21 protein-coding genes are annotated in these 22,212 nt (G+C 60.8%); 10 read left to right on the top strand and 11 right to left on the bottom strand.

The genetic code is table 11. The features are described from left to right. Position 1: 1 nt before the first annotated feature. The 4 genes from galT to modE all read right to left on the bottom strand — a co-directional run bounded on the left by galT (position 2) and on the right by modE (position 4,638). Complete coding sequence (gene galT, locus AB8W27_RS13960; protein ID WP_015740579.1) at positions 2–1,048, bottom strand: galactose-1-phosphate uridylyltransferase; 1,047 nt, start codon at positions 1,046–1,048, stop codon at positions 2–4. A gap of 10 nt (positions 1,049–1,058) precedes the next feature. Then, complete coding sequence (gene galE, locus AB8W27_RS13955) at positions 1,059–2,075, bottom strand: UDP-glucose 4-epimerase GalE (RefSeq protein ID WP_015740580.1); 1,017 nt, start codon at positions 2,073–2,075, stop codon at positions 1,059–1,061. A 226-nt stretch (positions 2,076–2,301) separates the two neighbouring features. Next, entirely contained in the window at positions 2,302–3,774 is a 1,473-nt protein-coding gene (modF, locus tag AB8W27_RS13950) for a molybdate ABC transporter ATP-binding protein ModF (protein ID WP_041923348.1), read from the bottom strand. A 72-nt stretch (positions 3,775–3,846) separates the two neighbouring features. Next, positions 3,847–4,638: a molybdenum-dependent transcriptional regulator gene (gene modE / locus AB8W27_RS13945; RefSeq protein WP_015740582.1), complete on the bottom strand. Its 792-nt coding sequence runs from the start codon at positions 4,636–4,638 to the stop codon at positions 3,847–3,849. A gap of 128 nt (positions 4,639–4,766) precedes the next feature. Between modE and AB8W27_RS13940 the strand changes: the two genes are divergently transcribed. From AB8W27_RS13940 to modC, 4 genes are all read left to right on the top strand, one after another. Further along, on the top strand, positions 4,767–4,916 hold the full coding sequence (locus AB8W27_RS13940) for an AcrZ family multidrug efflux pump-associated protein (RefSeq protein WP_004386739.1): 150 nt from the start codon (positions 4,767–4,769) through the stop codon (positions 4,914–4,916). Between the two features lie 143 nt (positions 4,917–5,059). Beyond that, positions 5,060–5,836: a molybdate ABC transporter substrate-binding protein gene (gene modA, locus AB8W27_RS13935; RefSeq protein ID WP_015740583.1), complete on the top strand. Its 777-nt coding sequence runs from the start codon at positions 5,060–5,062 to the stop codon at positions 5,834–5,836. Beyond that, a complete protein-coding gene (gene modB / locus AB8W27_RS13930) occupies positions 5,833–6,525 on the top strand; it encodes a molybdate ABC transporter permease subunit (protein WP_041923349.1) in 693 nt (230 codons plus the stop codon). The genes modA and modB overlap by 4 nt, the downstream gene beginning before the upstream one ends. Beyond that, entirely contained in the window at positions 6,525–7,583 is a 1,059-nt protein-coding gene (gene modC, locus AB8W27_RS13925) for a molybdenum ABC transporter ATP-binding protein ModC (protein ID WP_041923350.1), read from the top strand. The genes modB and modC overlap by 1 nt, the downstream gene beginning before the upstream one ends. Here modC and AB8W27_RS13920 read toward each other — a convergent pair. Beyond that, positions 7,580–8,398, bottom strand: coding sequence for a pyridoxal phosphatase (locus tag AB8W27_RS13920; protein ID WP_041924137.1), 819 nt, complete (start codon positions 8,396–8,398; stop codon positions 7,580–7,582). The genes modC and AB8W27_RS13920 overlap by 4 nt on opposite strands. Positions 8,399–8,549: 151 nt before the next feature. On the opposite strand from AB8W27_RS13920, the gene pgl reads away from it, so the two are divergent. After that, positions 8,550–9,551: a 6-phosphogluconolactonase gene (pgl, locus tag AB8W27_RS13915; RefSeq protein WP_041923351.1), complete on the top strand. Its 1,002-nt coding sequence runs from the start codon at positions 8,550–8,552 to the stop codon at positions 9,549–9,551. Positions 9,552–9,733: 182 nt separating this feature from the next. Here the strand turns inward: pgl and AB8W27_RS13910 are convergent, their stop codons facing one another. From AB8W27_RS13910 to bioA, 4 genes are all read right to left on the bottom strand, one after another. Continuing rightward, positions 9,734–11,044, bottom strand: coding sequence for a putative acyl-CoA thioester hydrolase (locus AB8W27_RS13910; protein ID WP_041923352.1), 1,311 nt, complete (start codon positions 11,042–11,044; stop codon positions 9,734–9,736). Between the two features lie 111 nt (positions 11,045–11,155). Next, complete coding sequence (locus AB8W27_RS13905; RefSeq protein ID WP_041923353.1) at positions 11,156–11,632, bottom strand: kinase inhibitor; 477 nt, start codon at positions 11,630–11,632, stop codon at positions 11,156–11,158. 13 nt (positions 11,633–11,645) lie between these two features. Beyond that, positions 11,646–12,326: a type 1 glutamine amidotransferase domain-containing protein gene (locus AB8W27_RS13900; RefSeq protein WP_015740590.1), complete on the bottom strand. Its 681-nt coding sequence runs from the start codon at positions 12,324–12,326 to the stop codon at positions 11,646–11,648. A gap of 68 nt (positions 12,327–12,394) precedes the next feature. Continuing rightward, positions 12,395–13,687 carry an adenosylmethionine--8-amino-7-oxononanoate transaminase gene (bioA, locus tag AB8W27_RS13895; RefSeq protein WP_015740591.1) on the bottom strand — a complete coding sequence of 431 codons (1,293 nt, stop codon included), beginning with the start codon at positions 13,685–13,687 and terminating at the stop codon, positions 12,395–12,397. Positions 13,688–13,768: 81 nt separating this feature from the next. Here bioA and bioB point away from each other — a divergent pair, with 81 nt between their 5' ends. Genes bioB through bioD form a run of 4 tightly spaced genes read left to right on the top strand, consistent with a single transcriptional unit; the run spans position 13,769 to position 17,375 of the window. Then, positions 13,769–14,809: a biotin synthase BioB gene (bioB, locus tag AB8W27_RS13890; RefSeq protein WP_015740592.1), complete on the top strand. Its 1,041-nt coding sequence runs from the start codon at positions 13,769–13,771 to the stop codon at positions 14,807–14,809. Then, positions 14,806–15,957: an 8-amino-7-oxononanoate synthase gene (gene bioF, locus AB8W27_RS13885; protein WP_015740593.1), complete on the top strand. Its 1,152-nt coding sequence runs from the start codon at positions 14,806–14,808 to the stop codon at positions 15,955–15,957. The genes bioB and bioF overlap by 4 nt, the downstream gene beginning before the upstream one ends. After that, on the top strand, positions 15,941–16,699 hold the full coding sequence (bioC, locus tag AB8W27_RS13880; RefSeq protein ID WP_041923354.1) for a malonyl-ACP O-methyltransferase BioC: 759 nt from the start codon (positions 15,941–15,943) through the stop codon (positions 16,697–16,699). The genes bioF and bioC overlap by 17 nt, the downstream gene beginning before the upstream one ends. Continuing rightward, positions 16,692–17,375: a dethiobiotin synthase gene (gene bioD, locus AB8W27_RS13875; RefSeq protein WP_015740595.1), complete on the top strand. Its 684-nt coding sequence runs from the start codon at positions 16,692–16,694 to the stop codon at positions 17,373–17,375. The genes bioC and bioD overlap by 8 nt, the downstream gene beginning before the upstream one ends. On the opposite strand, the gene AB8W27_RS13870 is transcribed toward bioD, so the two are convergent. Beyond that, positions 17,372–18,079 carry an ABC transporter ATP-binding protein gene (locus tag AB8W27_RS13870; RefSeq protein WP_015740596.1) on the bottom strand — a complete coding sequence of 236 codons (708 nt, stop codon included), beginning with the start codon at positions 18,077–18,079 and terminating at the stop codon, positions 17,372–17,374. The two genes, bioD and AB8W27_RS13870, sit on opposite strands and share 4 nt — an antisense overlap. Before the next feature lie 890 nt (positions 18,080–18,969). Between AB8W27_RS13870 and uvrB the strand changes: the two genes are divergently transcribed. After that, positions 18,970–20,991, top strand: coding sequence for an excinuclease ABC subunit UvrB (uvrB, locus tag AB8W27_RS13865; protein ID WP_015740598.1), 2,022 nt, complete (start codon positions 18,970–18,972; stop codon positions 20,989–20,991). A gap of 191 nt (positions 20,992–21,182) precedes the next feature. Here uvrB and yvcK read toward each other — a convergent pair whose 3' ends face one another. Then, entirely contained in the window at positions 21,183–22,091 is a 909-nt protein-coding gene (gene yvcK, locus AB8W27_RS13860) for a uridine diphosphate-N-acetylglucosamine-binding protein YvcK (protein ID WP_015740599.1), read from the bottom strand. Between the last annotated feature and the right edge of the window lie 121 nt (positions 22,092–22,212).

The following is a 22,212-nucleotide window of genomic DNA, read 5'->3' as shown; positions in this document are numbered from 1 at the left end:
GTTATTCTCCGGATTCGCGAAAATGGACGTCGCTGACGGCGCGCAGGCGCTCTGCCGCCTGTTCGGCGGTTAAATCACGCTGGGTTTCCGCCAGCATTTCATACCCCACCATAAATTTACGTACCGTGGCGCTGCGCAGCAGCGGCGGGTAGAAGTGGGCATGCAACTGCCAGTGCGTGTTCTCTTCGCCATTGAACGGTGCGCCGTGCCAGCCCATCGAGTAGGGGAACGAGGTCTGGAACAGGTTGTCGTAACGGCTGGTGAGTTTTTTCAGCGCCAGCGCAAGGCAGCTGCGCTGCGCGTCAGTCAGATCGGTCATGCGCAGAATGTGCGTCTTCGGCAGCAGCAGCGTTTCAAACGGCCACGCCGCCCAGTACGGCACCACCGCCAGCCAGTGTTCGGTTTCCACCACGGTGCGGCTGCCGTCGGCCAGCTCGCGCTGGGCGTAATCCACCAGCATCGGCGAGCCCTGCTGTTCGAAATATTCACGCTGAAGCCTGTCTTCACGTTCGGCTTCATTCGGCAGGAAGCTGTTGGCCCAAATCTGGCCATGCGGATGCGGGTTGGAGCAGCCCATCGCCGCGCCTTTATTTTCAAACACCTGCACCCACGGGTAGGTTTTCCCAAGCTCAGCCGTTTGCGTCTGCCAGGTCGTCACCACGTCTTCCAGCGCAGGCAGCGTCAGTTCCGGCAGCGTTTTGCTGTGATCCGGCGAGAAGCAAATCACGCGGCTGGTGCCACGGGCGCTCTCAAGACGCATCAGCGGATCGGCGCTTTGCGGCGCGTCCGGCGTGTCAGTCATCAGCGCGGCGAAATCGTTGGTGAAAACATAGGTGCCGGTGTAATGCGGGTTTTTATCCCCGGTCACACGGGTGTTGCCGGGGCAGAGAAAACAATCGGGATCGTGCTGCGGCAGCGTCTGTTTCGCCGGCGTTTCCTGCGCCCCCTGCCAGGGGCGCTTGGCGCGATGCGGCGAAACCAGGATCCATTGTCCGGTCAGCGGGTTATAACGACGGTGCGGATGATCCACGGGGTTAAACTGTTCCATCTGACTTCCTTTAATCGGGATAACCTTGGGGATGACGTGACTGCCAGCGCCAGGTGTCGTCCGCCATTTCCTGTAATGAACGCGTCACGCGCCAGTTCAGATCCTGGTCTGCTTTGGTGGCATCCGCCCAGTACGCGGGCAGGTCGCCATCACGGCGCGGCGCAAAGTGATAATTGATCGGTTTGCCGCAGGCCTGGCTGAAGGCGTTCACGACATCCAGCACGCTGCTGCCGACGCCCGCGCCGAGGTTATAGATATGCACGCCCGGCTTATCGGCCAGTTGCTGCATCGCGGCGACATGACCGTCGGCGAGGTCCATCACGTGGATATAGTCGCGCACGCCGGTGCCGTCTTTGGTCGGGTAATCATTGCCGAAGACCGCCAGCGATTCGCGACGGCCCACCGCCACCTGCGCGATATACGGCATCAGGTTGTTAGGAATGCCCTGCGGATCTTCGCCCATATCGCCCGACGGATGCGCGCCGACCGGGTTGAAATAACGCAGCAGCGCGATGCTCCACGCCGGACAGGCCTTTTGCAGGTCGGTCAGGATCTGTTCGACCATCAGCTTGCTTTTGCCATACGGGCTTTGCGGCGTGCCGGTCGGGAAGCTTTCGACATAAGGGATTTTCGGCTGGTCGCCGTAGACGGTGGCGGAGGAACTGAAGATAAAGTTGGTGACGCCTGCGGCGCGCATGGCGGAGATCAGGCGCAGCGTACCGTTTACGTTATTGTCGTAATATTCCAGCGGTTTCGCGACGGATTCGCCGACCGCTTTCAGACCGGCGAAATGGATTACCGTATCAATGGAATAATCGTGGAAGATCTCGCGCAGCAGCGCTTCATCGCGGATATCGCCATCGATAAACGTCGCGGCTTTACCGCCCAGACGCTCAATCACCGGCAGTACGCTGCGCTTGCTGTTGCACAGATTATCAAGGATGACCACATCATGATTATTTTGCAGCAGCTGTACACAGGTATGACTTCCGATGTAACCGCTACCACCCGTTACCAGAACTCGCATATTTGGCTCCATTACGCTTATGGTATGTATTAACCATAGCATAACAGAGAGCCCAAAAGTGTGACATGGGATAAATTAGTGGAATCGTTTACACTGATTTTCACTCATCTGGCTGACAACGCTAAGCCATTGTAAAACAAAACGCGACGCGCGCATTTGCAGCTAATCTGAAAGTGAAAAGGGAGGCGGGCAGGGAAGCGCCCGGCCCGCGTCGCTGCGCTGAGTGTTAACGCAGCGTATCGAACTGATAACGGTAGCTGTCGCCGTCAGGTATGAAGGTTAAACGGTGGGTCATGCACTGCGGCGCGTCTTCGGCGTGGTGCGAGACAAACAGCAGTTGCGTTTCGCCTTCGCTAATCAACACATCCACAAAGCGGCGCACCAGCTGGCGGTTCAGCGGGTCCAGCCCCTGCAACGGCTCATCGAGGATCAGCAGTGTCGGGTGTTTCACCAGCGCGCGCACAATCAGCGCCAGCCGCTGCTGGCCCCAGGAGAGGCTCTGAAACGGCGCGTCGGCGGTGGCGTCGTCCATGCCGAGAATATCGAGCCACTCGCGCGTCAACTGCTGCTGGCGGTCCGACACCGCCTGATAAATCCCGATGGAATCGAAATAACCGGAAAGGATCACGCTGCGCACCGAGGCGCTGACGCGGTAATCAAGATGCAAACTGCTGCTCACGTAACCGATATGTTTTTTGATATCCCAGATGGTTTCGCCGCTGCCGCGACGACGCCCGAAAAGCGTCAGGTCATTGCTGTAACCCTGGGGATGATCGCCCGTCACGAGGCTTAACAGCGTCGATTTCCCCGCGCCGTTGGGGCCGACGATTTGCCAGTGCTCGCCGGGGCGTACCGTCCAGCTCAGATTGTTCAGGATTGGGCGATCGTTATACGAGACCACCCCGTTGCGCAGCACGATGCGCGGCTCGGCGGCATTGAGCGTATGGCGCGCCGCGGGCTCGTCCGCCTCCGGTAGCCGCACGCCAGACAGTTTTTCGCTGTGGGCCAGCTGCGCCACCAGCGCCTGGTTCAGGAGCGTGGCTTTATCGCCCGTCTCGACCAGCGCGCAGTCGGCGACTACGCCCGCGTGCTGCATAAAATCAGGTATTTCATCAAAGCGGTTCAGGATCAAGACCAGCGTCAGGCCCTGCGCGCTCAGCTCGCCAAGCAGCCGCGCGAGTTGCTCGCGCGAGGCGACGTCGAGGCCGTCAAACGGCTCGTCGAGGATCAGTAAATCGGGCTGTGACATCAGCGCCTGGCAGAGCAGCGTTTTGCGGGTTTCGCCGGTGGAGAGATATTTAAAGCGCCGCTCCAGCAACGCATCGATGCCGAATTGCGCCGCCAGCGCCGCGCAGCGGGCCGGATCGTGCACCTCATCCTGAATAATCTGCGCGGAGGTGCGCCCGGTATCGTCTTCGTCCGGGCTCAGCATATCGGTGTTATTGCGCTGCCACTCGGCGCTGACCAGCTTTTGCAACTGTTCAAACGAGAGCAGGGCGATGCGGGAGAACTGACTGGCGCGCTCGCCTTTTTCTGGGGGGAGCTCGCCCGCCAGCGCCCGTGCGAGGGACGATTTTCCGCTGCCGTTAGCGCCGACAAACGCCCAGCTCTCGCCCGCGCGGACAGCCAGGTTCTCAATATGAAGCGCGCGCGTATCGCCAATGCGAAACGTGCCTTGCATAATTTGCAACGTCGTCATCTCGTATCCCATTTTCTGCAGCACAAAACCACAGGGATACGTTTTTCACGGCGCGATGTCAACGATCGCGCGTTAACAGAGCGTCGCCACGATCACGCTGTCGGCGTTAAACCAGGCGGTCACCGCCAGGCCTTGTTGTGGGTTTAATGCCTGCGCCGCCTCCGGCGTCAGCGTGGCGCAGAGCGTCTGGCCGTCATGCAGCGTGAGGAGAATTTCGCAGTGCTGCGCGGTACGGGCAATATGACTGATGGTGCCGGCGAGTTGATTATCGGCGTGAGCGGCTTCCTGCGGATCGCGGGTCAGATGCACCCACGGCGCTTTGACGAGCGCCAGCACCTCTTTGCCCGGCGAAAGCGCCAGCCGTTCGGCGCTCTGGTTGGTGACCGCCGCGTTGATCCGCGTGCCGCTTCCGGCAAGCGCAATTTCGATAGTCTCCTGAACCGGGCAGGCGTCGCGGCTGACCACTTCGCCGAACCACTGATTGCGGGCGCTGGTTTGCAGCGAGAAGCGGGCGATGGCGGCCAGCAGGCTGTCGAGCGGCAGCGCGTCATCGGAGAGCGCGTCAAACGCCTTTTGCTGGATTTGCCCCAGCAGGTCATAGAGCGCGATAAGCCGCTCGCCGTAAGGCGTTACCTGCGCGCCGCCGCCGCCTTTGCCGCCGGTGGCGCGTTCTACCAGCAGTTTATCGCCGAGCTGGTTCATTTCGTTAATGGCGTCCCACGCGCTTTTGTAGCTGATGCCCGCGAGTTTCGCGCCCTGGCTGATCGAGCCCGTCAGCGCCACCTGTTTCAGCAGGTTGATGCGCCGCGGGTCGGCAAAAATTTTGTCGTGCAGTTTAAGCGTAAGGAGAATATCGGCCTGCATGGTGGCCTCCTGCGGAGCAAAAGGCTATTGTGAAGGAAAGCGGCGGGTTGGCGCAAATGGCACAAAAGGGCAGGATGTTTCGTGCGGATGCCGCTAGAATAACGGTTTACTGTTTTCAGGAGGCAACCATGTTCGAGTTGTTGAAAAGTCTGGCATTTGCCGTGATTATGGTGCCGGTAGTAATGGCCGTGATCCTGGGGTTAATCTGGGGCCTCGGCGAGGTCTTCAATATCTTCTCCGGCATCGGTCATAAAGACCAGTCTAAACAGCACCGTTAATTCCCCCCGCGCCCGGCTTTGCCGGGCGTTTTCCTTTCCGTACCCTCAAGCCGCCGCTTTTTTTGCCGATAGAGAATTGCTGGGAAAACCCTGCCTGCAGCGTTATATTGTCTTATATATAACGAAACGGTAAGGAGTCTGTCATGGCAACATTATGGGTAAAACTGGCGCTGGGCGTCACTTTGAGCGCGGGCGCTGTCGGTGCCGCGCTTGCGCAGGACAACACGGTCACCGTGTTTGCCGCCGCGTCGCTGACTAACGCGATGCAGGATATCGCCAAAGATTATGCCAAAGGAAATACGGTGAAAGTGGTGTCGTCGTTCGCGTCCTCTTCGACGCTGGCGCGGCAGATTGAAGCGGGGGCGCCTGCGGATATTTTTATCTCCGCCGACCAGAAGTGGATGGATTACGCCGCCGATAAAAAAGCGATCGATGCGTCAAGCCGGAAAACGCTGCTCGGCAACAGCCTGGTGGTGGTGGCGCCTGCCAAAAGCGCGCAGGGCGATATCGTGATTAACCGCACCACCGACTGGAAAAGCCTGCTGAAAGGCGGCCGTCTGGCGGTGGGCGATCCGGCCCATGTGCCTGCGGGGATTTACGCGAAAGAGGCATTGCAAAAACTCGGCGCGTGGGAGACGCTCTCCTCACAGCTCGCACCGGCGGAAGATGTCCGCGGCGCGCTGGCGCTGGTTGAGCGCGACGAAGCCCCGCTGGGCATCGTTTATGGTTCTGACGCCGTGGCGAGCCATGGCGTAAAAGTGGTTGGCACCTTCCCGGAGGATTCCCATCAGAAAGTGGAATATCCGCTGGCGATCATCGACGGGCATAACAACCCGACGGTCAGCGCGTTTTACCGCTATCTGCAGGGCCCGGAAGCTGCCGCAGTGTTTAAACGATATGGATTTACGACCAGCCAATGATGTTGACGGAACCTGAATGGCAAGCGGTACTGCTTAGCCTTAAAGTCTCTACAATTGCGGTACTTATCAGTTTGCCCTTCGGGGTCCTTCTCGCCTGGGTGCTGGTGCGCTGCACTTTCCCGGGCAAAACGCTGCTGGATGGCGTGATTCATCTGCCGCTGGTGCTGCCGCCCGTGGTGGTCGGTTATCTGCTGCTGGTGGTGTTTGGCCGCCGGGGGCTGATAGGCGAATGGCTCTACGATCTCTTTGGTATTACGCTCGCTTTTAGCTGGCGCGGGGCGGTGCTCGCCTCGGCGGTAATGGCGTTTCCGTTAATGGTGCGCGCCATTCGCCTGGCGCTGGAGGCGGTTGATATTCGTCTTGAGGCGGCGGCCCGTACGCTCGGCGCCAGCCGCTGGCGCGTCTTTTTCACCATCACGCTGCCGCTAACGCTGCCGGGGATTATCGTCGGCACCGTGCTGGCCTTTGCCCGCTCGCTTGGCGAGTTCGGCGCCACCATCACGTTTGTCTCCAATATTCCGGGCGAAACCCGCACGCTGCCGTCGGCAATGTATACGCTTATCCAGACGCCGGGCGGCGAGAGCGCCGCCGCGCGCCTGTGCGTTATCGCCATTGTGCTGGCGCTCTGCTCGCTGATGTTTTCTGAATGGCTGGCGCGCCAGAGCCGCCGCCGTCTGGGAGCGTCCTGATGCTGGAGCTGAATTTCACCCAGGTGCTCGGCAAGCATCGTCTGACGGTCAACGAAACCCTGCCGGGGAGCGGCATCACCGCCGTGTTTGGCGTGTCGGGCGCCGGCAAAACCTCGCTGATTAATGCCATTAGCGGGCTGACCCGCCCGCAGCACGGGCGCATTGCGTTAAACGATCGCGTGCTGAGCGACACCGAAACCGACACTTTTCTGCCGCCGGAAAAGCGCCGCATCGGCTATGTCTTTCAGGATGCGCGCCTCTTCCCGCACTACAAAGTGCGCGGCAACCTGAAATATGGCATGGCCAAAGAGATGGCGGCGCAGTTCGACAAACTGGTGACGCTGCTCGGCATCGAGCCGCTGCTGGACCGTTTGCCGGGCACGCTGTCGGGCGGTGAAAAACAGCGCGTGGCGATTGGTCGCGCGCTGCTGACGGCGCCGGAGCTGCTGCTGCTCGACGAGCCGCTCGCCTCGCTCGACGTGCCGCGCAAGCGCGAACTGCTGCCGTACCTGCAACGGCTGGCGCGCGAAATCAATATCCCGATGCTTTACGTCAGCCATTCGCTGGAGGAGATCCTGCATCTGGCCGATAAAGTATTAGTGCTGGAGCAGGGCGAGGTGAAAGCGTTCGGCAGCCTGGAAGATATCTGGGGCAGCAGCGTGATGCACCCGTGGCTGCCGCCCGAGCAGCAGAGCAGCGTGCTGAAAGTCACGGTGCTGGAGCACCATCCGCACTATGCGATGACGGCGCTGGCGCTCGGCGATCAACACCTGTGGGTTAATCGTATCGAAAAGCCGCTTCAGACGGCGCTGCGCATTCGCATTCAGGCGTCTGACGTGTCGCTGGTGCTACAGCCGCCGCTGCAAAGCAGCATCCGTAACATTCTGCGCGCCCGCGTCGCGCAATGTTACGACGACAACGGGCAGGTGGAAGTGCAACTGGAGGTGGGCTCGCGCACCCTCTGGGCGCGCATCAGCCCGTGGGCGCGCGACGAGCTGGCCATCAAGCCCGGCCTGTGGCTCTACGCCCAGATAAAAAGCGTGTCGATAACGACTTAAAGCACCCACTGACGCAGCGCGTCGGCAATGCTGGCCTCGGTATTGGGGCCGATCACTTTGTCGGCGTGCGATTTCACGACATCATCAGCGTTGCCCATGGCGATGCCAAGCCCGGCGCGCTCCAGCATGGAGATGTCGTTATGGTTATCCCCAAACGCCACGACCTGCTCCATCGATAATCCCTGCGATTCCACCCACTGCGCCAGGCGTTTGCCCTTGCTGTTGCCAGGTGCTGCCACATCCACCTGATCGTGCCATGACCATTCGCAGGCGAGGCCCAGCTCGCGCTCAATGGTCAGCGCGAGACTTTGCAGACGCGGAATGTCTTCCCCGGTCAGCGCGAATTTCCAGATATTATCCACCGAGCGTGCCGCCTCGCGCAGCGAATCGACCTGGCGGAACACCGGGCGCTGGGCTTCAGGCAGGCGCAGCGCCCAGTTCCGGGTGCGCTCGATATGGCCGCAGGTCTGTTCATACAGCATCGCGTCATCCATATACATCAGGGCCGGAATACCGGCGTCACTGAGCAACGCCAGCAGCCCTTCAGCCTGTTGCGGGCTCATCGGATCGGCTGTTATCACCTTTCCCGTTTGATAATCATACAAATAGGTGCCATTACAACAAATGGCAGGTGTATCGAGCGCCAGTGCCTGATAAAAAGGATGGATGGCATTATGGTGGCGTCCGGTGACGATCACCGGTTTCAGCCCGGCCGCTTTCGCTTGCGCCAGCGCGTCGAGGGATTCCGGGAGGATGGTTTTTTGAGCGGTTAACAGCGTGCCGTCTAAGTCGAGAGCGATTACGCGAAAAGTCATGCGGGTTTCCAGAGTCGTCATTCAAAATATCCGGTTGATGGTACACCGCGACAGGCGACGCGCGAAACCCGCAAGGCTTCCGTCGGCACAGGAAGATAAAACACGCTACCCTTGAAACAGTCTTTCAAGCTCAGTGAAGCAAGGAGTATTCATGAAACAAACCGTTTATACCGCAAGCCCGGAGAGCCAGCAGATCCACGTCTGGCGTCTGGAGCCGCAGGGCACGCTGACGCTGTTGCAGGTGGTGGATGCGCCAGGGCAGGTTCAGCCGATGGTCATCAGCCCTGATAAGCGTTTCCTGTACGTCGGCGTGCGTCCGGAATTTCGCGTTATCGCGTATCGCATCGCCGCGCATGACGGCACGCTCAGCGAAGCGGGCGAAGCGCCGCTGCCGGGCAGTCCGACGCACATTTCGACCGATCATACCGGCCGTTTCCTCTTCAGCGGCTCCTATAATGCGGGCAGCGTAAGCGTGGTGCGTCTGAACGACGGCTTGCCGGGCGAGACCGTCACCGTGGTGGAAGGGCTGGAAGGCTGCCACTCCGCGAATATCTCTCCGGATAACCGCACCCTGTGGGTGCCTGCGCTGAAGCAGGATCGCATCTGCCTGTTTACTTTAACCGACGACGGCAAGCTTGAGCCGCAAACGCCAGCGGAAGTGACCACCGTCGCAGGCGCCGGGCCGCGCCATATGGTCTTCCACCCCAGCAAACCGTTCGCTTACTGCGTGAATGAGCTGAACAGCTCGGTGGATGTCTGGGCGCTGAGCGATGCTCACGGCAACATCGAATGCATCCAGACGCTGGATATGATGCCGGCCGATTTCTCCGATACCCGCTGGGCGGCGGATATCCACATTACGCCGGATGGCCGTCATCTCTACGCGTGCGATCGTACCGCCAGCGTGATTACGGTCTTTACCGTCTCCGAAGATGGCAGCGTCCTGGCCGTGCAGGGGCACCAGCCCACCGAAACCCAGCCGCGCGGCTTCAACATCGACAATAGCGGTCAGTATCTGATTGCCGCGGGCCAGAAATCGCATCACATTGCGGTCTACGGTATTGAGGGCGTGCAGGGGCTGCTGGCGGAAAAAGGCCGTTACGCGGTAGGCCAGGGGCCGATGTGGGTCGTTGTTAACGCCTTCGAGGCGTAATAATAAAAAACCTCGCCGCGGCGAGGTTTTTTTTCGGCGAGTGGTAGCTGCCTTGCACGTCTGTTGTTCTCAACGGCGTCATAGGACGCGTTGAGAACAGTGAGACGTTACTCTGCATCAAAAAAGCATAGAAAAAGGGGGATTTCTCCCCCTTTTGTCTGATACCTGTTACTGCGGTGCGATTACTTTTTCGGTTCGGCAACCACTTTGCTGCCCAGCCCGCGGTTGTTGTATTCCCACAGACGATTGGCGTTCGCATCGTTCAGATCGCGCTGGATATTGCCTTTGTCGTCCTGCGCGCCGGTGTTACCGGTGAACGGACGCTGTGAGCCCAGCGCCGGGCCCCACGGCTGCGCGGTGTTGAAACCGGCGTCAATCACGCTGTCGCGGATAACCACCTGGCCGTTTGGCGTCTGGCCTGGCGTATAGCCGTTGGCGCTCGCATCCATATCCCAGGCGCGGCCCAGTTGCGCCACGCCTTCACCAGCGGCCACAAAGCGGCTGTTCACGGCGAGGAAACCGAAATAGAAATTCGGCATAGTCGCCGGTGCGAAGACATAGCCTTCTTTCTGCGTACGGGTATTCACCACGCGGAAGTCGGTGTTATCAAACACCACCGCGCCGCGACCCGCGACCAGATCCACATCGCCTTCCACGTAGCTGTTAGTCACCTGCGTGCGGGTCAGACGATCCGGCGTGAAGCGGTTGCGGATATCGCTGTTGGTCACCAGGAACGGATTCTGGCGGCCCAGGATATTCACTTTGTTGATCTGCACGCGATCGCCATCGGTACGCAGCGCGACAGCCTGGTGCTGGCCTTCGCCCGCGGCGTCGCCGAGGCTGTTTTCGATGGTCAGGTTCTGCAGTTGCAGACCATTATTCTGTGACCAGAACACGGCGGAGCACATCAGGCCGACGCTGCCGTTGCGGTGGTTCTGGCAGTTGTCGAACATATACCAGGCCGGTTTGCCAGGCATATATTTACCGGACGGGTTCACGGTACGACGCCAGGTGTTGGCATCCATTTCGCTGTCCAGCGCGGCGCTGATTTTCACATCAAGCGGTTTTTCGCCGGTGCCGTAAAGCGTGACGCTGCCCGGCGCCGCAGGCACGTAAACGGTGCCTTCGTAGGTGCCCGGAAGGATCGCGATGTACTGGCGCGCTGAGGCGTGACGGGCAATGGCTGCGTCAACCGCCGCCTGAATGCTGGTATGGGTCACGCCCTGCTCGCCCGCCTGGCCGACCACGAAGTCCGCTTGTTCAGGCAGGCGAATCGGGGAGGGCGACCACGGCGCGGCATTCGGATCGGTATTGGCGAAATAGCGGGCCGGGACGAAATTTTTCGCTTCATCCGCAGACAGCACCGGGCGAGCCGACGTACCCGGCGCGCGTTGTTCAGAAGGACGTTGGTCCGGTGGCGTTGAGCTGCATGCAGTCAGTGTCACGCCAAAAGCGAACGCCAGCGCCAGACGGGAGACCGAAAATTTGTTCAAGGGTTGCTCCTTGCTAAGCCTGTTTAAAATGGGGGAACGCACAGAGCCTGCTTTTTTATACTAAGTTGAGCGAAACGGGAAGCCGATTGTGATAACCGGCTTCAAAATGATTCAGATGTAATGCGCGGTCAGCGAGGCGCTGGCGAGCCGGTGAAAGTGAACATTGAAACCGACCAGCGCGCCGCTGGCGTTTTCATCAACGTCAATACTATCCACATCCAGCGCATGCACCGTGAAAATATAGCGGTGCGTTTCGCCTTTCGGTGGCGCGGCGCCGCCATAACCGGCGGTGCCGAAATCGGTGCGCGTCTGAATCGCGCCGTCCGGCAGGTCAGCCTGGCCGGAGCCCGCGCCCTGCGGCAGCACGCGGGTATCCGCGGGCAGATTCGCCACTATCCAGTGCCACCAGCCGGAGCCGGTCGGGGCGTCTGGATCGTAACAGGTCACGACAAAGCTTTTCGTGCCCGGCGGCACGTCATCCCAGGTGAGATGGGGCGAAATATTATCGCCCTCATAGCCCATGCCGTTAAACACGTGACGCGCGGGGAGCTTGTCCCCGTCGTTAAAATTCACACTGATTAACTTCATGCAGTCTCCCCGCTTACAGATGGAGCAATTTTAACAGCGCTTCGGCGGTGGCCGCGGAAGACGCCGGGTTCTGGCCGGTCACCAGGTGCCCGTCGACAACCACGTGCACGCCCCAGTCATCGGTACGTTCAAACTGGCCGCCAGCCTCTTTCAGCGCATCTTCTACGAGGAACGGCACGACGTTGGTCAGCCCGACCGCGTCTTCTTCGCTGTTGGTAAAGCCGGTGACGCGTTTGCCTTCCACCAGCGGGCTGCCGTCAGGCTTTTTCACATGACGCAGCACGCCCGGCGCGTGACACACCGTCGCGACCGGCTTGCCGCTGCCCCAGTAGTGTTCGATAAGCGCGATGGAAACCGGGTGATCGGCCAGATCCCATAGCGGGCCGTGGCCGCCCGGATAAAACAGCGCGTCGTACTCGTCGGCGTTAATTTCATCAAGCCGCGCGGTATTCGCCAGCGCCTCCTGGGCCTCAGGATCTTCACGAAAACGCCGGGTGTCGGCGGTCTGCGCGTCCGGCTCGTCGCTTTTCGGATCGAGCGGCGGCTGGCCGCCCTTCGGCGTGGCGAGCGTCACGTCGATACCCGCATCGCGAAACACAAAGTAAGGGGCCGCAAACTCTTCCAGCCAGAAGCCGGTTTTTTTCCCGGTATCGCCCAGTTTGTCGTGGGAGGTCAGTACCATCAGAATCTTCATCGCGTTCTCCTGGTTGTTTTATCGCAAATCCTGAAAGTGTAGTGCATCCCTCACGGCTTGCCGGGCGCTCAGCGTCTGAAAAACGACGGGTTTTTCACGGCGTCACACACCGCGCAGGTGAGACGCGTGAGCTGTTCAGGCGTAATGATATAAGGCGGCATCAGGTAAATCAGGCGGCCAAACGGGCGCACCCAGACGCCCTGTTCCACGAAAAAGCGCTGAAGCGCGGCCATCTCGACCGGCGCGGTGGTTTCCACGACGCCGATAGCGCCCAGCACGCGCACGTCAGCGACCATCGGCAATTCGCGACACGGCGCCAGGTCGTCACGCAACTGCCGCTCAATAGCCGCCACCTGTGAGCGCCACTCGCCGGTTTCCAGCAGCGCCAGACTCTCGGTAGCCACCGCGCAGGCGAGCGGATTGCCCATAAACGTCGGGCCATGCATAAAGCAGCCCGCCTCGCCGTTACTGATGGTGTCGGCGACATGCCGCGTGGTGAGGGTGGCGGAAAGCGTCATCGTGCCGCCGGTCAGCGCCTTGCCGAGGCAGAGAATATCCGGCGTTATCCCGGCGTGTTCACAGGCGAACAGCTTTCCGGTCCGGCCAAAGCCGGTCGCTATCTCATCGGCGATAAGCAAAATCCCTTCGCGGTCGCACATGCGGCGAATGCGCTTAAGCCACTCCGGGTGATACATCCGCATGCCGCCCGCGCCCTGCACAACGGGTTCGAGAATGACTGCGGCTATCTCCTGGCGGTGCGCGGCCAGCAGACGGGCGAACGGCGCGAGATCGCGCTCATCCCACTCGCCGTCAAAACGGCTCTGCGGCGCGGGCGCGAAGAGGTTTTCCGGCAGATAACCCTTCCAGAGACTGTGCATCGAGTTATCCGGATCGCACACCGACATCGCCCCAAAGGTGTCGCCGTGGTAGCCGTGGCGGAAGGTCAGAAAGCGCTGACGCGGCTCGCCGCGGGCGTGCCAGTACTGCAACGCCATTTTCATCGCCACTTCCACCGCCACCGAACCGGAGTCGGCAAGAAACACGCACTCCAGGCGCTCCGGGGTCATCGCCACCAGCTTGCGGCACAGGGCTATCGCGGCGGGATGGGTGACGCCGCCGAACATCACGTGCGACATCGCGTCAATCTGGTTTTTCATGGCCGCGTTGAGGCGCGGATGGTTATAGCCGTGAATGGCGGCCCACCACGAGGACATACCATCCACCAGCCGTTCGCCGCTCGCCAGATGCAATTCGCAGCCAGCGGCGTGCGTCACCGGGTAGACCGGCAGCGGCGCGCTCATGGAGGTGTAAGGGTGCCAGATATGGTCACGATCGAAGGCGAGATCGGCGGGTGTTAACATGACTTGTAAACCATTTTAAAAAGATTTAGGTTTACGAGTATATCCATAACCCAGATAAATAAAACCCTTTGGAGACGCCCGATGGCTCACCTTTCACGCTGGACTTTGTCGCAAGTCACTGAACTCTTTGAAAAACCGCTGCTGGATCTGCTGTTTGAAGCGCAACAGGCGCATCGCCAGCACTTCGATCCGCGCCAGGTGCAGGTCAGCACGCTGCTGTCTATCAAAACCGGCGCCTGCCCGGAAGACTGCAAATACTGCCCGCAGAGCGCGCGCTACAAAACCGGCCTTGAGGCCGAGCGCCTGATGGAAGTGGATCAGGTGCTCGATTCCGCCCGCAAGGCCAAAGCGGCGGGCTCGACGCGTTTCTGCATGGGCGCGGCCTGGAAAAACCCCAACGATCGCGATATGCCGTATCTGGAGCAGATGGTGCAGGGCGTCAAAGCGCTGGGCCTGGAAACCTGCATGACGCTCGGCACGCTGAGCGACGATCAGGCGCAGCGCCTCGGCGAAGCGGGACTCGATTACTACAACCACAACCTCGACACCTCCCCGGAGTTCTACGGCAATATCATCACCACGCGTACCTATCAGGAGCGTCTCGATACGCTGGAGAAAGTGCGCGAGGCGGGCATTAAGGTCTGCTCTGGCGGCATCGTGGGGCTTGGCGAGACCGTCACCGATCGCGCCGGGCTGCTGCTGCAACTCGCCAACCTGCCAACGCCGCCGGAAAGCGTGCCGATCAACATGCTGGTGAAGGTTAAGGGCACGCCGCTTGCCGATAATGACGATGTCGATGCGTTTGATTTCATCCGCACCATCGCGGTGGCGCGCATCATGATGCCGACGTCTTACGTGCGCCTCTCCGCGGGCCGCGAGCAGATGAACGAGCAGACCCAGGCGATGTGCTTTATGGCGGGCGCCAACTCCATTTTCTACGGTTGCAAACTGCTGACCACGCCGAACCCGGAAGAAGACAAAGATTTGCAGCTGTTCCGCAAGCTCGGCATCAACCCGCAGCAGACGGCGGTACTGGCAGGTGATAACGAACAGCAGGCGCGCCTTGAGCACGCGCTGCGCGACGCTGACAACCCGCAGTATTACAACGCGGCGGCGGTATGACCTGGCAGGCGAGAATCGATACGGCGCTGCGCGCGCGTGAAGCCAGCCACAGCCTGCGCCGCCGCGTCGTTTGCACGCCGGCGGCTGGCGGCGCGCTGGTGCATCAGGGCGTACGCTACCGTAATTTTTCCGGCAACGACTATCTGGGCTTAAGCCAGCATCCGGCGCTAATCGCGGCCTGGCGACAGGGCGCGGAGATGTTCGGCGTGGGGAGCGGGGCGTCTGGCCACGTCAGCGGCTACAGCGGCGCGCATCAGTCGCTGGAAAACGCGCTGGCGCAGTGGCTCGGTTTCGACCGCGCGCTGCTGTTTATCTCCGGCTTCGCCGCCAATCAGGCGGTAGTCGCCGCGCTGATGCAGCAGCCTGACCGCATTCTCGCCGACCGTTTAAGCCACGCCTCGCTGCTGGAGGCCGCAAGCCACAGCCCGGCGACGCTGCGCCGCTTTGCGCATAACGCGCCGGGGGCGCTCGCCGCGCTGCTCGACAAACCTTGCGACGGGCTGACGCTCGTCTTTACCGAAGGGGTATTCAGCATGGATGGCGATCGCGCGCCGCTTGCGGATATCGCCGGTCTTGCTCAGAGCGCGCAGACGTTGCTGATGGTGGATGACGCCCACGGCATTGGCGTGCTGGGGCGCGAGGGGCGGGGCAGTTGCGATGTCGCAGGCGTCAGGCCCGATCTGCTGCTGGTGACGTTTGGCAAAGCTTTCGGGCTGAGCGGCGCGGCGCTGTTGTGCAGCGAGTCGATGGCGGACTATCTGCTACAAACCGCGCGCCATCTCATCTACAGCACTGCGATGCCTGCGGCTCAGGCCTGCGCGCTGGACGCCGCCTTAACGGTTGTCCGCGAGGGCGACGACTTACGCGCGCGGCTTGCGCGCAACATCACACGGTTTCGCGCGGGCGCGTCGCAGCTACCGCTGACGCTTGCCGATTCGCAGACCGCCATTCAGCCGCTGATCGTCGGTGAAAACAGCGCCGCGCTGACGCTTGCGGAAAAGCTGCGCGAGCGCGGCTGCTGGGCGACGGCCATTCGCCCGCCGACCGTCCCTGCGGGCACCGCGCGGCTGCGTCTGACGCTCAGCGCCGCCCACCAGGATGACGACATCGACGCGCTGCTGGAGGCGTTATATGACGGTTGCCGTTGATAAACGCGCCGTGGCCGCGGCGTTTGGCCGCGCGGCCCACAGCTATGACGATTTCGCGGCGCTTCAGCGCCAGAGCGCGCAACGGCTTGCGGAACACTGCGGGGCGCAGGGCGTCACGACGGTACTGGACGCCGGCTGCGGCACCGGCGCGGGCGGCCTCGACTGGCGCGCGCGTGGCTGCGACGTGACGGCGTTCGATTTAAGCCCCGCGATGCTGGCGCGCGCCCGTGAGCGACACGCGGCGCATCGCTACGTACAGGGCGATATCGAGGCGCTGCCGTTTGCCGAAGGCAGTTTTGATCTTGTGTGGAGCAATCTGGCGGTGCAGTGGTGCCAGAGCCTGTCAGGGGCGCTGGCCGGGATGCTGCGCGTCGCGCGCCCCGGCGGACGCGTGGCGTTCAGCACGCTGGCCCACGGCTCGCTTGGCGAGCTGCATCAGGCGTGGGCGGCCGTGGACGATCGTCCGCACGCTAACCATTTCGCCAGCCCTGAGGCGGTTTTAGCTGCGGCCCCGGCGGCGCGCATGACGCTGCGCCAGCATCCCGTGACGCTGCTGTTCGGCGATGCGCTCAGCGCCATGCAGTCGCTGAAGGGCATTGGCGCGACGCATCTGCACGCCGGGCGCGACAGCCGCACGCTCACCCGCCGTGAGCTTCGCATGCTCGAAGACGCCTGGCCGCGTCAGGACGGGCGTTTCCCGCTGACTTACCAACTGATTTCTGGAGTGATTGAACGTGACTGAACGCTGGTTTATTACCGGAACCGACACCGAAGTGGGTAAAACTATCGCGAGCTGCGCGCTGCTGGAGGCCGCGAAAGCCGCAGGCTTTAGCACCGCGGGCTACAAGCCGGTCGCCTCCGGCAGCGATATCACGCCTGAAGGGCTTCGCAACAGCGACGCGCTGGCGCTCCAGCGCCACAGCAGCGTGGCGCTGCGCTACGAACAGGTGAACCCGCTGACGTTTGAAGAGCCCACCTCGCCGCATATCGCAAGCCGGGAAGAGGGGCTGCCGATTGATTTCACCGTGATGTCCGCTGGCCTGCGCGCGCTTGAGCCGCTGGCCGACTGGGTGCTGGTGGAAGGCGCGGGCGGCTGGTTTACGCCGCTCTCTGACGAGGCGACGTTCGCCGACTGGGCGCAGCAGGAGCGCCTGCCGGTGATTTTAGTGGTCGGCGTTAAGCTTGGCTGCATCAACCATGCGCTGCTGACCGCGCAGGCGGTCCAGGCCGCGGGCCTGCGTCTCGCAGGCTGGGTGGCGAATGACGTGCAGCCGCCTGGCCGCCGCCATCAGGACTATCTCGCCACGCTTAAGCGTTTGCTGCCCGCCCCGATGCTTGGCGAAATTCCATGGCTGGGTGCCGAGCCGGATGTGACGCCTGCCGCGCAATGGATCGATCTCAGCACACTGGCGCGCTAAGGCGTTATCCAGTGCGTCAGACGCGCGTCGGTTAACTGCGCGGCGCTCCCCCGGGCCACGGCGCGCCCGCGGTGCAGCAGGCAGAAACGATCCGCCACCCGGCGGATAAACGACAAATGTTGCTCCACCAGCAACAGGCTCATTCCCCACTCGCGGTTAAGCCGCGTGAGCAGATCCGCAAGCTTTGGAATAAACGTCTGGCCGAGGCCGCGCGTCGGCTCATCCAGAATCAGCAACCGCGGGCGCGTCACCAGCGCCTGCGCCAGTATCAGCTGGAGCGCCAGCTCCGGCGACAGGCCTGAGGCCTGCGCGTGACGGCGCGTCCAGAGCGTCGGGAACAGATCAAACACCGGCTCCGGGCTGGTCGCGCGCTCAGGCTGCGCCCGCAGCGCGATATGCAGATTCTCCTCCACCGTTAACTGTGAAAAATAGCGACGCGCCTGCGGCACGTAGCGGATGCCGAGCGCCGCGCGGGCATCCGCGCCGACGCGCATCAGCTCCTGCGGCGCTTGTCCGGCCTCGCGCCAGAGCATGCTGCCGCTCTTTACCGGCAGATACCCCGCCACACAGTTCAGCAGCGTGGTTTTCCCCATACCAGGCGCGCCGATAACGCAGGTGCACTCGCCGGGCAGGAGATCGAGACTGACGTCCCACAGGGTGTGCTGCGTGCCGTAAAAGTGGTTAACCGCGTGCAGACTTAACATGGCGCTTCTCCTTCAGACAGGTAATCGGAAAACAGCATTGGCGCAGGCGTTCTTACGGCTGCCTGCGCAGTGACTTCCCCGGCCTGCCCGCGCATCCTGCTGTCGCTTCCCGCCAACGACGGGAAGAGGGTGTAGTTCCGGTAACCGGTTATTGCAATTCTCTTGCCAGCCAGTGAAAAGCCCTCCTGTCGCGCCGGAAATTGAGACTAAACCTGAACGCGCGGCGAACGGGTAGTGCGTTATCCTGGAAAAAGCCGGGCGGCGTGCACTTTTTGAGTGCTGAGAGCGGCGTGGTGTTGGTGCAGCGTTGCGCAAAAGCAAAGCAAAAAAAGGTGAAAAGGATCACGCAAGGCGCGGCGTGGAAAGCAAGCGAAATTTGTCGAAACCCGCCGGGAAAATTTTTTTCTGAGCCAGACGCGGGCGGCCAGGGCTCATCGGCGACGCGGCGCGCTTTCAGGGCTGGAGGCAGTTATCCACTATTCCTGTGGATAACCTTGTGTATTAGAGTTAGAAAACGCGCCGTAAGCGAGAGCCGATGCGGCTTGCACCCGATCTGGCGCGAAAGCCGTCTTTTCAGGAAAATCATTTAAAATTAAAAGGTTAATGAAAAGCAAGCGTTGAAGAAAAAGTGTCATCTGCTGCAACAAAACTATCACAGCCTCGCTTGACAAATGTTAAAGGATAAAAAGTTTTGGGGATAACCGGCCTCATATAGTGTTTTATCCGGCGCAGGGGCAAATTTACTTCATACCAGGTGGTAAAAATGCGGTGTGAGCAAAATCCGCTAACCTGCTACTGATTTTATATCCAGTATTTATCGCTGGCAAAAATCGCTGTGGCGAGTAAAATTAACGCTCTGTCCCGCGCAAATCTTCATCAGGTGTTTCTTCATGAGCAAACCGTTCAAACTCAATTCCGCTTTCAAACCTTCCGGCGACCAGCCAGAGGCTATCCGCCGCATCAAGGAAGGGCTGGAGGACGGGCTGGCGCACCAGACGCTGCTGGGTGTGACGGGCTCGGGGAAAACGTTCACCATGGCGAACGTCATCGCCGATTTGCAGCGCCCGACCATGGTGCTGGCGCCTAACAAAACGCTGGCGGCGCAGCTCTACGGCGAGATGAAAGAGTTTTTCCCGGACAACGCCGTGGAATATTTCGTCTCGTACTATGACTACTACCAGCCGGAAGCCTATGTGCCGAGCTCCGACACCTTTATCGAAAAGGACGCGTCGGTGAACGAGCATATCGAACAGATGCGTCTGTCGGCCACTAAAGCGCTGCTGGAGCGGCGCGACGTGGTGGTCGTGGCATCCGTTTCCGCCATCTACGGCCTTGGCGACCCGGATCTCTACCTGAAGATGATGCTGCATCTCACCAAAGGGATGATCATCGACCAGCGCGCTATTTTGCGCCGCCTGACGGAGCTGCAATATACCCGCAACGACCAGGCGTTCCAGCGCGGCACCTTCCGCGTGCGCGGCGAGGTGATTGATATTTTCCCGGCGGAATCGGACGAGCTGGCGCTGCGCGTCGAGCTGTTCGACGAAGAGGTGGAGCGGCTGTCGCTGTTCGACCCGCTGACCGGCACCGTGGATTCCATCATTCAGCGTTTTACCGTCTACCCGAAAACGCACTACGTGACTCCGCGCGAGCGCATTGTGCAGGCGATGGAAGATATCAAAGTGGAGCTGGCCGAGCGCCGTAAGGTGCTGCTTGAGAATAACAAACTGCTCGAAGAGCAGCGTCTGACCCAGCGTACCCAGTTCGATCTGGAAATGATGAACGAGCTGGGGTACTGCTCCGGCATTGAAAACTACTCGCGCTATCTCTCCGGTCGCGGCCCGGGCGAAGCGCCGCCGACGCTGTTTGACTATCTGCCGGCGGACGGCCTGCTGGTTATCGATGAATCGCACGTCACCATTCCGCAGATTGGCGGAATGTTCCGTGGCGACCGCGCGCGTAAAGAGACGCTGGTGGAGTACGGCTTCCGTCTGCCGTCGGCGCTTGATAACCGCCCGCTGAAGTTTGAAGAGTTCGAGGCGCTGGCCCCGCAGACGGTTTATGTGTCGGCAACGCCCGGCAACTATGAGCTGGAAAAATCGGGCAGCGAGATTATCGACCAGGTGGTGCGCCCGACCGGTCTGCTCGATCCGATTATCGAAGTGCGCCCGGTAGGGACGCAGGTGGACGACCTGCTGTCGGAAATCCGCAAACGCGTCGCCATCAACGAGCGCGTGCTGGTGACGACGCTGACCAAGCGCATGGCGGAAGATTTAACCGAATATCTCGAAGAACACGGCGAGAAAGTGCGCTATCTGCACTCCGATATCGACACCGTGGAGCGTATGGAGATTATCCGCGACCTGCGTCTTGGCGAGTTTGACGTGCTGGTGGGCATCAACCTGTTGCGAGAAGGGCTGGATATGCCGGAGGTGTCGCTGGTGGCGATCCTCGACGCCGACAAAGAGGGCTTCCTGCGCTCCGAGCGTTCGCTTATCCAGACCATTGGCCGCGCGGCGCGTAACGTGAACGGCAAAGCGATTCTCTACGGCGATAAAATTACGCCGTCGATGGCGAGAGCGATTAACGAAACCGAACGCCGTCGTGAGAAGCAGCAGGCGTACAACGAAGAACACGGCATTGTGCCGCAGGGTCTCAACAAGAAAGTGGTCGATATCCTGGCGCTTGGCGAGAATATCGCGAAAACCAAGGCGAAAGGCCGCGGCAAAGGGCGCACGGTGGCGGATGCCGAAGCCGCTGAACTGGCGCTGACGCCGAAAGCGTTGCAGCAGAAAATTCATCAGCTTGAAGCGCAGATGGTGCAGCATGCGCAGAATCTGGAGTTTGAAGAGGCCGCGCAGATCCGCGATAAGCTTCATCAGTTGCGCGAGCTGTTTATCGCCGCGTCGTAAGCGCTTCTTGCTGCGAATGGATGGTTTGCGATGCGGTGGGTGTGTGATTGTCTGTGGTGTGGTGTGGTGTGGTGTGGTGTGGTGTGGTGGGTGCGCTTCGCTTACCCACCCTACCTGGAATCAATGCCGGCTTCGTCGTTCCGTAGGGCGGGTAAGCGAAGCGCACCCGCCATAACCACGACCCGAACAGATTATCCCAGCGCCTGAATCGCTTTTTCCAGCGCCACGCGCAGCAGGTGGCGGTCGTGGCGGTAAGGGATATCGCTGGCTTCCAGCGGCTCCTGAATCACAATCCTGTCCTGCGCGCCGCTCACGTCCACCTTCGGGCCGACCACCACGGCATCCACCACGCGTTTCCCGACATACGTCTCCATCAGCGCCAGCTTCTCTTCGAGCCTGAGCGAAGCGGCGGCCGGGCTTAACTCGCGGCCTAAATTGCCGATATACACCATTGGCGCGGGCGTGCGGCGCAGCGCTTTGGCGAGATCGTCAAGCAGCAGCAGCGGTATCAGGCTGGTGTAAAAACTGCCAGGGCCAATAATAATCAAATCGGCTTCGGCAATCGCCCCAACGGCCTCGCGCGTCGCCTGCACATTTGGGTAGAGCATCAGCTCCTTGGGCGGGTGGCTCAGCAAATCGATATTCACTTCGCCGTACACTTCGTGGTCTTCGCGATCGATTGCCATCAGATCGACCGGTTGCTCAGACATCGGGATCAGGAACGCGTCCACTTTAAGCAGGTTGCGGATAAGATTGATCGCCTCAAGAGGCCGCACGCTCAGATGATCCAGCGCCTTTAACATGAGATTTCCGAGGTTATGCCCCGAAAGTTCCCCATTACCTCCAAAACGGTACTCAAACATCGCCGACGCGACGCTCGGTTCGGTAATTAACTGGTTGAGACAGTTGCGCATATCGCCCCAGGCGATCCCGCCTTCCGAGCGGCGGATGCGGCCCGTCGAGCCGCCGTTATCCGTCGTCGTGACAATGCCTGTGAGGCGCGAGCCCAGAGAAGAGAGCGAGGACATAACGCGTCCTAAACCGTGACCGCCGCCGAGCGCCACCACCCGGTCGAGATCCGCAAACGTGCGATTGCGCATACCTAATCCTTATTATTCAAAACTCGCCTACGTTAGCTGAAAAGCGCGAGAAAAACGATCCGCTGGCGCTGAAAATGACACACATCAAAGTGAAACCGTGGTTTTTACGTATTCTGGTGCA

It is taken from the genome of Cronobacter turicensis, from assembly GCF_041222865.1.
Classification (GTDB): domain Bacteria; phylum Pseudomonadota; class Gammaproteobacteria; order Enterobacterales; family Enterobacteriaceae; genus Cronobacter; species Cronobacter turicensis.
Note: the sequence above shows the minus strand (reverse complement) of the source record. Positions and strands in the feature narration are given on the sequence as shown.

What these genes read in the sequence shown, in the direction of transcription:
- galT (WP_015740579.1), bottom strand. Translation starts at nt 1,048, where the DNA reads ATGGAACAGTTTAACCCCGTGGATCATCCGCACCGTCGTTATAACCCG.
- galE (WP_015740580.1), bottom strand. Translation starts at nt 2,075, where the DNA reads ATGCGAGTTCTGGTAACGGGTGGTAGCGGTTACATCGGAAGTCATACC.
- modF (WP_041923348.1), bottom strand. Translation starts at nt 3,774, where the DNA reads ATGACGACGTTGCAAATTATGCAAGGCACGTTTCGCATTGGCGATACG.
- modE (WP_015740582.1), bottom strand. Translation starts at nt 4,638, where the DNA reads ATGCAGGCCGATATTCTCCTTACGCTTAAACTGCACGACAAAATTTTT.
- AB8W27_RS13940 (WP_004386739.1), top strand. Translation starts at nt 4,767, where the DNA reads ATGTTCGAGTTGTTGAAAAGTCTGGCATTTGCCGTGATTATGGTGCCG.
- modA (WP_015740583.1), top strand. Translation starts at nt 5,060, where the DNA reads ATGGCAACATTATGGGTAAAACTGGCGCTGGGCGTCACTTTGAGCGCG.
- modB (WP_041923349.1), top strand. Translation starts at nt 5,833, where the DNA reads ATGATGTTGACGGAACCTGAATGGCAAGCGGTACTGCTTAGCCTTAAA.
- modC (WP_041923350.1), top strand. Translation starts at nt 6,525, where the DNA reads ATGCTGGAGCTGAATTTCACCCAGGTGCTCGGCAAGCATCGTCTGACG.
- AB8W27_RS13920 (WP_041924137.1), bottom strand. Translation starts at nt 8,398, where the DNA reads ATGACTTTTCGCGTAATCGCTCTCGACTTAGACGGCACGCTGTTAACC.
- pgl (WP_041923351.1), top strand. Translation starts at nt 8,550, where the DNA reads ATGAAACAAACCGTTTATACCGCAAGCCCGGAGAGCCAGCAGATCCAC.
- AB8W27_RS13905 (WP_041923353.1), bottom strand. Translation starts at nt 11,632, where the DNA reads ATGAAGTTAATCAGTGTGAATTTTAACGACGGGGACAAGCTCCCCGCG.
- AB8W27_RS13900 (WP_015740590.1), bottom strand. Translation starts at nt 12,326, where the DNA reads ATGAAGATTCTGATGGTACTGACCTCCCACGACAAACTGGGCGATACC.
- bioA (WP_015740591.1), bottom strand. Translation starts at nt 13,687, where the DNA reads ATGTTAACACCCGCCGATCTCGCCTTCGATCGTGACCATATCTGGCAC.
- bioB (WP_015740592.1), top strand. Translation starts at nt 13,769, where the DNA reads ATGGCTCACCTTTCACGCTGGACTTTGTCGCAAGTCACTGAACTCTTT.
- bioF (WP_015740593.1), top strand. Translation starts at nt 14,806, where the DNA reads ATGACCTGGCAGGCGAGAATCGATACGGCGCTGCGCGCGCGTGAAGCC.
- bioC (WP_041923354.1), top strand. Translation starts at nt 15,941, where the DNA reads ATGACGGTTGCCGTTGATAAACGCGCCGTGGCCGCGGCGTTTGGCCGC.
- AB8W27_RS13870 (WP_015740596.1), bottom strand. Translation starts at nt 18,079, where the DNA reads ATGTTAAGTCTGCACGCGGTTAACCACTTTTACGGCACGCAGCACACC.
- uvrB (WP_015740598.1), top strand. Translation starts at nt 18,970, where the DNA reads ATGAGCAAACCGTTCAAACTCAATTCCGCTTTCAAACCTTCCGGCGAC.
- yvcK (WP_015740599.1), bottom strand. Translation starts at nt 22,091, where the DNA reads ATGCGCAATCGCACGTTTGCGGATCTCGACCGGGTGGTGGCGCTCGGC.